At 49.9% G+C, this 10,416-nt stretch carries 8 protein-coding genes; 5 read left to right on the top strand and 3 right to left on the bottom strand.

From position 1 onward, the window contains the following. Window positions 1-603, top strand: a 603-nt coding sequence (locus LHL18_RS19305; RefSeq protein WP_226768302.1) for a TolB-like translocation protein, incomplete at its 5' end; no start/stop codon positions are given. Window positions 604-649: 46 nt separating this feature from the next. Here the strand turns inward: LHL18_RS19305 and LHL18_RS19300 are convergent. Continuing rightward, the gene (locus tag LHL18_RS19300; RefSeq protein WP_226768301.1) at window positions 650-2,956 is read right to left on the bottom strand and encodes a Tex family protein; all 2,307 of its coding nucleotides are present in this window, start codon (window positions 2,954-2,956) and stop codon (window positions 650-652) included. Window positions 2,957-3,081: 125 nt separating this feature from the next. Further along, entirely contained in the window at window positions 3,082-3,552 is a 471-nt protein-coding gene (greB, locus tag LHL18_RS19295; protein ID WP_134058626.1) for a transcription elongation factor GreB, read from the bottom strand. 260 nt (window positions 3,553-3,812) lie between these two features. Between greB and LHL18_RS19290 the strand changes: the two genes are divergently transcribed. The 4 genes from LHL18_RS19290 to LHL18_RS19275 all read left to right on the top strand — a co-directional run bounded on the left by LHL18_RS19290 (window position 3,813) and on the right by LHL18_RS19275 (window position 10,053). After that, entirely contained in the window at window positions 3,813-4,016 is a 204-nt protein-coding gene (locus LHL18_RS19290; RefSeq protein WP_134058624.1) for a hypothetical protein, read from the top strand. 93 nt (window positions 4,017-4,109) lie between these two features. Further along, on the top strand, window positions 4,110-4,835 hold the full coding sequence (gene ompR, locus LHL18_RS19285) for an osmolarity response regulator transcription factor OmpR (protein WP_134058621.1): 726 nt from the start codon (window positions 4,110-4,112) through the stop codon (window positions 4,833-4,835). Next, a complete protein-coding gene (envZ, locus tag LHL18_RS19280; protein ID WP_134058618.1) occupies window positions 4,836-6,140 on the top strand; it encodes a two-component system sensor histidine kinase EnvZ in 1,305 nt (434 codons plus the stop codon). Window positions 6,141-6,360: 220 nt separating this feature from the next. Further along, entirely contained in the window at window positions 6,361-10,053 is a 3,693-nt protein-coding gene (locus LHL18_RS19275; protein WP_226768300.1) for a S8 family serine peptidase, read from the top strand. A 46-nt stretch (window positions 10,054-10,099) separates the two neighbouring features. Here LHL18_RS19275 and ubiK read toward each other — a convergent pair whose 3' ends face one another. Next, window positions 10,100-10,387 (bottom strand): ubiquinone biosynthesis accessory factor UbiK, encoded by a 288-nt coding sequence (ubiK, locus tag LHL18_RS19270; protein WP_134058615.1) that lies wholly within the window; start codon window positions 10,385-10,387, stop codon window positions 10,100-10,102. Between the last annotated feature and the right edge of the window lie 29 nt (window positions 10,388-10,416).

Genomic DNA, 10,416 nt, shown 5'->3' with positions numbered 1-10,416 from the left:
TCTAATAGCGGGCGCTATATTGCCTTTGTAGCCCGGCTGCCGAATGAAGAAGAAGACAAGCTTATGCTGCTGGACGTTAAAACTGGGCAGCTGACTCAGCTTAAAACCGGTGCACTCTGGCATGGAAAAATTAGCTGGTGGTATGATGACAGCGCGGTCATTTTTTCACACAACAGTAATCTTTTCAGTATTGATACCCAATCAAGTGATGTGAACCAACTGACGTTTAAAGGCGGAGTATGGGGCCAGATGATGGCAGTAGATCGCTTTTATTTCAGCAAAGGCCGCAATCGTGGTTTGTGGCAGCTCTTGCCCGATGGTTCTGAAAAACAGCTACTGCCTGGCAGCATATTCAGCTCCCGCACGGCATGGACAATCACAGAACATGGTATTTACTTTCTGCAGCAGAAGCCGGGACAGTTGCTGGTCAGCTATTATGATACCAACGATGGCCAGTTGCAGGATCTTATTCTTTTGCCCCCTGATTTACTGCATTTACTCAGCGTGATGAGTTTTGATGAAGAAAATCAGCGCCTGCTGTTTGAGTTGTCTACTCATCCTAGGGCGGATATCCAACGACTTAGCCATCCATTGCTGCAGTAGCTGGCAGCCAACTGCCTGCTGGCAGATGGCTGCAACTGACTGGCGGCTACTTTTTCATTTTAGCGAAGGCTTCAGCAAAGGCATTTCCCATAGCGGCGTTGCTGTCGGCCGGTTTTGCCTGACGCGGAGCAGCACTGCGGTTGTTTTGTTGCCGCGGTGCTGTTTTCTCTGCTGTTTTGGGCTGAGGCTGCTCGTCCATACGCATCGTCAATGCGATACGTTTGCGTGCAACTTCGACATCCAGAACTTTTACCTTAACCACATCGCCGGCTTTTACAACCTGATGCGGATCGCTGACAAACTTATCGGTTAACGAAGAAATGTGTACTAAACCATCCTGATGCACACCAATATCAACAAAGGCGCCAAAGTTGGTTACGTTAGTAACGACGCCCTCGAGCTGCATACCCGGTTTCAGATCTTGTAGCGTTTCTACGCCATCTTTAAAGCTGGCTGTTTTAAACTCGGGGCGCGGGTCGCGGCCGGGTTTATCCAGTTCTTTTAAAATGTCGCTAATGGTGGGGATACCAAAATGCTCATCAGCGAAGGCCTTGGCATCAACGCTTTTTAAGAAGCTGCTGTTGCCGATGATCTGATCAACCGACTTCTGATGTGCTGCCAGAATTTTTTCTACCAATGGATAAGCTTCAGGGTGCACCGCCGAGGCGTCCAGCGGGTTGTTACCCTTACTGATCCGCAGGAAACCTGCAGCTTGCTCAAAGGCTTTAGGGCCTAATCGTGGCACTTTTAGCAGCTCTTTACGCTCGTTAAAGCGTCCGTTGGAGTCGCGGTAAAATACAATATTCTGCGCCAGAGTTTTATTCAGGCCGGCTACGCGGGACAGCAGCGGCACTGAGGCTGTGTTTAAGTCCACCCCTACCGCGTTCACACAGTCTTCGACTACGCCATCGAGTGATTTGGTCAGCTGGCTTTGGTTTACATCGTGTTGGTACTGGCCAACACCAATAGCTTTAGGCTCAATTTTCACCAGCTCTGCGAGCGGGTCTTGCAGACGGCGGCCAATTGATACCGCGCCGCGCAGTGACACGTCGAGATCCGGAAATTCCTGTGCCGCCAACTCAGAAGCGGAGTAAACCGACGCGCCAGCTTCTGACACCATAATTTTCTGGATGGCCTGCTCTGGTAACGCTTTAATCACTTCGCCGGCCAGTTTATCTGTTTCGCGTGATGCAGTGCCATTACCGATAGCTATCAGTTCAACCTTGTGTTGCTGGCACAACGCGGCCAGCGTGCGTACTGATTTATCCCACATATTTTGCGGCGCATGTGGAAATATCGTGGTTTGTGCCAGTAGCTTACCAGTCTCATCAATTGCTGTTACTTTCACACCGGTACGCAGGCCTGGGTCCAGCGCCAGTGTTGTGCGCATACCGGCCGGGGCGGCCATCAGCAAGTCTTTCAAATTGCGGGCGAATACTTTGATGGCTTCTTCTTCTGCTTTTTCGCGTAGTTCGCCAAGTAAATCGTTTTCCAGGCTCAGGTGCAGCTTTACTTTCCATGTCCATTGCACTGCGGTACGTAAAAAGGTGTCGGCGGCGCGGCCTTCATCTTTGATATTAAAATGTTGTGCAACCATTTGCTCACACAGGCTGTGTGCAGTTTCCTCGTTTGCATCAGGCACCAGTTGTAACTGCAGTACGCCTTCATTGCGACCGCGCAACATCGCCAGTGCCCGGTGTGACGGCGTTGATTTCCAGCTTTCGGTATGGCTGAAATAATCGCGGAATTTGGCGCCTTCCTGCTCTTTGCCTGCAACAACGGTGCTTTTTACTACCGCATGTTGCGCCAGATGCTGGCGCAACCGTGCCAGCAGGTTAGCATCTTCAGCAAAGCGCTCCATTAATATGTACTTGGCGCCATCGAGCACCGCTTTTTCATCAGCGAAACCGGCATCAGCGTTCAGATAAGCACTTGCTTCAGTGTGCGGGTTCAACTTGGGGTTTTGTAATAACGCATTGGCCAGCGGTTCAATACCGGCTTCAATCGCAATTTGCCCTTTGGTGCGGCGTTTGGCTTTGTAAGGCAGGTATAAATCTTCTAAACGGGTTTTGTTGTCGGTTGCCAGTATGTCCTGCTTCAGTTCTGGTGTTAACTTACCTTGTTCATCAATAGTTTTTAAAATCACCTGGCGACGTTCTTCCAGCTCGCGCAGATAGGTTAAACGTTGCTCCAGATGACGCAGCTGGGTGTCATCCAGGCCGCCGGTGACCTCTTTACGGTAACGGGCTATAAAAGGTACTGTAGCGCCTTCTTCCAGCAAGGTTATAGTGGCAGCAACCTGCTCCGGACGGGCAGCAATTTCTGCAGCAATCTGCTTAACAATAATAGACATAAACAAAACATTCCTGATTTTACGCACCCTGAGGGGTGAAAGACGTCAGATGAAAGACCACGAGATAAGCCGATTGTCCCCTTTGTCAGGCAAAAAATCCAATCTTACATGCAGTGAGGTGGCCGTTAGGTGTAACGGATGGCGTTAATAAACCAAAGTTTATCACCAGTCGGGGTGCGCACCAGAGCGTCATCATCAACAGCCTTTTTTAACAGTGCCCGGGCCATAGGTGAGTCGATAGAGATATAATCTTTGCGTCCATATATCTCATCCGGGCCAACAATTCTAAAGTTCAGCACTTCGCCATCGTCATTTTCAATCTCTACCCAGGCACCAAAGAATACCCTGCCGTCTTGCTGAGGGGAGTAATCAACAATCTTCAGAACCTCCAGCCTTTTACGTAAAAAGCGGATGCGCCGGTCTGTTTCCCTTAGCAGTTTTTTGTTGTACTGATAATCGGCGTTTTCGCTGCGATCGCCCAGGCTGGCAGCCCAGGCCACTTTGGCCGTTACATCGGGACGTTTTTCACGCCACAGGTAATTCAGCTCCTGTTGCAGCGCGTCAAAGCCTTCGCGGGTGATCAGATCTGTGCGCATAGAGTAAGTTGTTATTGCTGGTTAAAAACGACTGCAAATGGTAGCAGTTTTTCGCTAATGCTGGCTATCAGACTGCCATAAAATTGACGGCATAAGACCATTCTTTGCAAATGCACGTTGTTTAATGCTAATGAAAACAATAACTTATTTTTATTTATAAAATATTTCTGTCCTGTCATTTAGATGTCACAAAAATATGCTAGCCAGAGAAAACGCGCTTGGCTATAGTTGATTCACGACGTAGCAAGAGGTAACAGCGCATGAAAACAATATTATTAAGCGTTCTAACGGTAACAGTGATGGCGTTAGCCGGTTGTTCAGTGGCACCTTCGAAATATACTTATGTAGTGGACCCGGATCTGTCAGAGCAAGCTGACAACCTGACCCGCACCAGCGCCCACACCGGCCATGTGGTCTGGGTTAACCCGCCAATGAAACGCATTGCTAAAGACGAGCAAAAATAGCCGGACAAACTTTGTAACATAAAGAACTGCCAAGGTTTTTCGCCCTGGCAGTTTTTTCGTTTATAGTGAAGCAAATATTGTGGAGACTTCACTATGGCCAGTTCTGAAACCCCGAAAATCCTGGTTGTTGACGATGATATGCGTCTGCGAGCTTTGCTGGAGCGCTACCTTGTTGAGCAGGGATATATAGTGCGTAGCGTCGCGAACTATGAGCAGATGCAGCGGCTGATGGAGCGGGAGAACTTTCATCTGGTGGTGCTGGATTTGATGCTGCCCGGTGAGGATGGCTTGTCTATCTGCCGCCGTTTGCGCCAGCAGGAGAACGAAATTCCTATTATTATGCTGACCGCTAAAGGCGATGAAGTTGACCGTATTATTGGCCTTGAGATGGGGGCAGATGACTATCTGCCCAAGCCTTTTAATCCCCGTGAGCTGCTGGCACGCATTCGTGCGGTGATGCGTCGCAAGAGTAAAGAGCTGCCCGGCGCACCGAGCCAGGCCGAAGGTGTGGTTGAGTTTGGCCCGTTTAAATTTAATTTAGCTACCCGGGAGATGCGCAAAGGCGATGAGCTGTTGCCGTTAACCAGTGGCGAATATGCCGTTCTCAAAGTACTGGTTAGCCACCCACGCGAGCCGTTATCGCGCGATAAACTGATGAACCAGGCGCGCGGCAGGGATTATTCGGCGATGGAGCGCAGCATCGATGTGCAGGTGTCGCGGCTGCGCCGTATGCTGGAAGATGATGCTGCCAACCCGCGTTATATTCAGACTGTCTGGGGATTGGGATATGTGTTTGTACCGGATGGCAGCGTGAACTAAATGCGTTTACTCCCCCGCAGTGCCTTTGGTCAGACAGTTTTTCTGATTGGCTTATTGTTGCTGATTAATCAGTTGGTATCCTATTTGTCGGTTGCATTTTATGTGATTAAACCGACAACCCAGCAGATCAATCACCTGATTGCGAAACAGATTAAGGTGGTTTTTATTGATGTCGGTCACACCCAATCGGTGTTATCAACCGAGCTGACAGCCCGCTTTCAGCAGGCGACAGGTATAGAAGTGTATACCGAACAACAAGCGCTGCATCAGGGGCTAGAGCAAGCCATTTACTACGGTTACTTTTCTGATCTTATGTCACGCGAGCTCGGCGGCCCTGCAGAGGTCAGGGTGGCGCAGGGCGATACTTATGCGTTTTGGGTCAGGCCGCCACAAGCACCGCATTACTGGGTAAAAGTACCGCTTACCGGGCTGGATGAAACTGACTTTTCGCCGTTGACGTTTTATCTGTTGATGATAGGCGTGCTTAGTGTCGGTGGCGGCTGGCTGTTTGCCCGGCAGCTAAACCGCCCGCTAAAAAGTTTACAGCAAGCCGCGTTGCAGGTTGGTCGGGGCGAGTTTCCGCCACCATTGGCCGAGCACAAAGGCTCTACTGAAGTGATTGCTGTGACCAAAGCATTTAACTACATGGCCCGGGGGATCCGGCAGCTGGAGCAGGATAGGGCGTTGCTGATGGCTGGTGTGTCCCATGACCTGCGTACACCGTTGACACGGATCCGGCTGGCTTCCGAAATGATGCAGGAACCTGACAACTGGATCCGTGAAGGCATTATTAATGATATTGATGACATGAACGCTATCATCGATCAGTTTATTGATTATCTGCGCCATCATAAAGAAGAGCCGGGCCAGAAAGAAAACCTGAATACATTGGTGCGGGAGCTGGTACAGGCGGAGCATCTGCAACAGCGCCGAATTATTACTGAGCTGGCAGATGATTTGCCGGATGTTATGTTAAGGCGTATCGCCATTAAGCGCTTACTGAATAATCTGCTGGAAAATGCGCTGCGCTACAGTGACGGCGACATTGAAATATCCACCGGCTTTGAACGCAACCGTAAGCGGGTTTATCTGCAAATCCGCGACCATGGACCGGGTATCCCGGAAGATCAAATGAAAGCGATGTTTGAGCCTTTCACGCAGGGCGATATCGCCCGAGGCAGCGGTGGCTCAGGCCTGGGTCTTGCGATCATTAAGAAAATTGTCGATATGCACCATGGCGATATCACGCTACACAACCATGCCTATGGTGGTTTGGTTGTAACGGTTTACCTGCCACAGCGTTAGCCTGCCACTGCGTTGCGTGTGCATCTTTATCTTACGCAGTCTGTTAATCGCATTCCCTGTTAACTTGGTTGGTTAACTTTACATTTTCATCTGAGCTCCATATAAAAACTTTACGTTAAGGCGTTACATTTATTTACAGGTGTGATAATAGAGTTATTGCGCTAGCAAAAATAATAAAGAGAGTAAAACGCTCTTAAGTTGAAGTATGGAGTAGAACGTTTTGAAACAGATTAATAAATCACTGGTCGCTATGGCGGTTACTATGGCTGTTGCCGGTACTGCATCGGCGGCAACTATAGATCAGTTCCGTATGGGTGCAAAAACTACCGTATATGGTGGTGAGCGTAAGGCCACGTTACAACAGGCTGATAAAGAATTAAAACAGCCTTCTGCCTATCTGGTTCAGCTGAATGCGCAGCCAACCAGCTATGCATTGTCCGGCAACCAATACGACAGACAGCGGGCGCAGCAGCTGTCACAAAATATCGCCGAGGTGCAGCAGCAGGTGGCATCACAGTTACAGCAACTGGATAAAGACGCCGAGGTGCTGACAACAACCAAATATTTGGCCGCATCTATTGTGGTTCAGGCCAGCGATAAAGCATTGGCTAGCCTGAGAAAAAACCCGGCCGTAAAGCAGATTTTACCTGTTTATGACAGCAAGCCTCTCGTTGCTGCCAGCCAGGAATATATAAAAGCGACACCGCTCGTACAGTCAGGTGTAGCGACAGGCGCAGGCATTAAAGTCGCGATTCTGGATACTGGTATCGATTATACCCATGCCGCTCTGGGCGGGGCTGGTACAGAAGAGGCGTATGCAGAAGCATTTGCCAACCAGTCTGGCGCAGTCAGCTGGCCGCAAGGCAGCGTGGTGGGTGGTTATGATTTTGTCGCTGACGACCCAAACCCAATAGATGACGTAGCACAGGGGCATGGTACTTCAGTGGCTAACTCGGTCAATGGTATAGCGCCGGACGTATCATTTTATGGTTATCGGGTATGCGCTCCGGCTCCGGTAAACTGTACTGGTGTGGCACAAATTAATGCGCTGGAAGCCGCGATGGATCCCAATGGCGACGGTGATTTATCTGACCGCGTTGATGTGATCAATATGTCGCTGGGTGGCGATTTCGGTTCCACAGATACCAGCGGTGGTACTCAGCTACTGATCCAGCGTGCGGTAGAGCTGGGCGTTAACATGGTAATATCAGCCGGTAACGATGGTCCGAACCCGTTTATTGTTGGTGGCCCAAGTACGACACCGAATGCACTGTCAGTAGGTGCAATGACACACCCGACGGCAGAAACCGCTCACATTACTGCCAACACGGTAGCGGGTGAGGCTGTTGAAATGATAGCCGCCGGGTTTAACCCGGTAACCGTATTCAGCTTTACCAGTGCAGAACACGAGCTGGTATACGTTGCTGAGAATGGCCTGGCATGTGATGCCTTCGCCGACGACATTGACCTGACGGGTAAAACTGTTCTGATTGACCGCGGTGCATGTAACTTTACACAAAAAGTACTGAATGCTCAGGCTAAAGGCGCAGTGTTTGTTATCATTGCAAATAATGCCGCTAACGCCGGTCCGGTAAGTGCCGGTGGCAGTGCGCCGGGTATTACTATTCCTGCCGTTGGTATCTCACTGGAGCAGGGCGCGCGGATTAAAGCCTTGCTGGCCGAAGGCAGCGCTGTAACGTATTCGGTAAAAGCTGAGTCTTTTGCGACACCGGGTTCAATTTCAGATTTTACCTCACGCGGCCCTGCTATGGATGGCTTATTAAAGCCCGAAATTACTGCACCGGGTACCGCAATTATGGTTGCTGACGTGGGCACTGGCACGGGGCTGGCACCCGCGACAGGAACCTCATTCTCAGGCCCTATCACGGCAGGTGCCGTCAGCTTATTGCGTCAGGCAAGGCCGGAGCTGAATGCTTTTGAGGCCAAAGCGCTGTTGATGAATACGGCAAATCTGAATGTTACCGCAGAGCCTAAAGCGTTAAATGCTAATGCAGAGCTTGCACCGATAAGTGCTATGGGCGCCGGTCTGGTTGATGTACAAAAGGCGGTAAACTCACCAGCACTGGCCTGGGTGTATGACAGTAAATTTGATACTAAACAGGCTGCGTTGTCTTACGGTCTGCAAACTCTGACTGAAAAAGCGCAGTTCAATAAAACGGTTAGCCTGAAAAACTTTAGCGATGAAGCACGTACCTACAGTTTGAGTGTGCAGCAGCGTTTTGCCAATGACAGTGCAACTGGCGCATTGAGCTGGGAACTGCCAGAGTCGGTAACGGTTGGTGCTGGCCAGACAGTACAGTTTAATGTCGCGCTGACGGTGGACCCAGCTAAGTTACATGACTGGCAGTTAAACAACGGTAGCGACGTTAATGAGAAGAATGATCTGCTGACCGTAGTAGAATACGATGGCGCGGTTTTATTCAATGACAGTGCGACCGGTGAAGATATTGATCTGCATTTGGTTTACCACATACTGCCTAAGGCAAATGCCGATCTGAAAATCCGCTCTGATATTACCGAAGAGGGTATCCAGTATATTGTACGTAACGATGGTGCCGTGTCAGCGCAGCCCTTCGCTGCACAACTGGTGGCAACGTCAGCGAAAGATGCGGTGCCGCAGGATTTGCGTGCAGCAACGCTGGACGTAATCCCGGTTGAATACTGCTCATCGGGCTATCTGTTAGCACCAAGCTTTACGTTGGATAAACCACTTAGCCATACGTTACAGGCAAACTTTGCTTTCCTGCTGGATGTTGATAATGACGAGAACTTCGAATACGAAGTGATGAGCTTGCTGTTATCCCGCCTCAGTGACGACTACCCAACCGGTTACGTCGGCTCTTTTGCTGTGCCATTTGGGACCTTAAGTGGTATGGCCGGTGATGCTTACCATGTATCAGGCCAGCGTAACGTCACTCTGACGGCTTGCTTTGAGGATGTCGGCCTGACGGCTGCCGATATCGGTAAAGACATCAGCGTTGCCTACCTGAGCTTTAACGACGGTTACAACCTGGGTTTTGCGTCGGGTTCAATCGACTATGATGATCTGATTTACACCAGTGCTAAGCTGACGTTATCGCCAGATGTAGCCCTGACAGACGCTACAGGCGAGGCCGTTACAGAGCTGGCACCAGGGCAGTCGGCTGTACTGAACTGGAATACCAACTCAGGCTTCGTGTTACTGTCTGATGTCGGTGATGGTATTGCAGTGGCAGATCTGAACGCAGCTGATAAAGCGCCGGTCGTCACTGCCGGTCAGGTATTCAGCGTGGATGAAAACAGTGCTGATGGCACCATCATTGGCAAGGTTGACGCTGAAGTCGATTTCTCTTCACCGGTCTCTGAGTTTGTGTTTGCGGGTAGTAATTCTAATGCGGTAACTGTTGCCAGCAACGGCGATATCATGGTCAGCAACAGTGCGTTGCTGAACTACGATGCGGGCTTAACCCAGATACAGCTGGAAGTGATTGCGCTGGATACAGCCGGTAATGTATCGGCACCAGAGCAGGTCATTGTCAACGTAAATAACCTGGCGGATGAAAACCCGCTGGTGTCGGTAACGCTGACCAAAGCCAAGGTTGATGTTGGTGCTGCATCAGGCACCAGCCTGGGTAATGTGGCGGTAAATGTCACTGAAGCGGGGGCAACGGTAAACAGCCTGACAGCTAACAATAGCTTGTTTACTGTAGTAAATAATCAGCTGGTGCTGGCGCGTACCCCAACCAAGTCTGATGCTAAAACCCACAGCGTTGTTATTACCGCGACAGACAGTGCAGGTATGACAGGCACGGCAACGGTAAGCGTAACGGTAAATAAACCATCAAGTGGTAGCTTTGGCTGGTTTAGCTTACTGGCACTGCCATTATTGCTGCTGCGCCGCAAGCGTGGTTAATCAGTAAAGAAAAACAGAGCCTTCGGGCTCTGTTTTTTTATCTGCCTTACTGTTGGTCAGATGAAGGCAATTCTTTGCTGTTAAATTGCTGAGTTTTCTCTGCCATTAATGCTGCAACTTGCTGCTCCAATTGCTCCAGCTTTTCGCGCGTGCGCAGTAGCACCTGGCGCTGTACATCAAACTCTTCACGGCTGACAAAATCCATATCTGCCAGTTTATTTTGCAGTACCTGCTTAACCTTGGCTTCGACATCATCAGCGAACTGCCGTACTTGTGGTGGGATAGCATTGCCAATTTGTTTGGCGATATCTTCAATTTTTTTTGCATCTATCATTTCGTTCTCCTGTGTTACATCAGTAACTT

The sequence above is a fragment of the Rheinheimera aquimaris genome (genome assembly GCF_020531985.1).
In the GTDB taxonomy this organism is placed as follows: domain Bacteria; phylum Pseudomonadota; class Gammaproteobacteria; order Enterobacterales; family Alteromonadaceae; genus Alishewanella; species Alishewanella aquimaris.
Note: the sequence above shows the minus strand (reverse complement) of the source record. Positions and strands in the feature narration are given on the sequence as shown.

Bases quoted from the DNA above. Each gene is read 5' to 3' on its own strand.
- ompR (WP_134058621.1), top strand. From the start codon at position 4,110: ATGGCCAGTTCTGAAACCCCGAAAATCCTGGTTGTTGACGATGATATG.
- envZ (WP_134058618.1), top strand. From the start codon at position 4,836: ATGCGTTTACTCCCCCGCAGTGCCTTTGGTCAGACAGTTTTTCTGATT.
- ubiK (WP_134058615.1), bottom strand. From the start codon at position 10,387: ATGATAGATGCAAAAAAAATTGAAGATATCGCCAAACAAATTGGCAAT.
- LHL18_RS19290 (WP_134058624.1), top strand. From the start codon at position 3,813: ATGAAAACAATATTATTAAGCGTTCTAACGGTAACAGTGATGGCGTTA.
- greB (WP_134058626.1), bottom strand. From the start codon at position 3,552: ATGCGCACAGATCTGATCACCCGCGAAGGCTTTGACGCGCTGCAACAG.
- LHL18_RS19300 (WP_226768301.1), bottom strand. From the start codon at position 2,956: ATGTCTATTATTGTTAAGCAGATTGCTGCAGAAATTGCTGCCCGTCCG.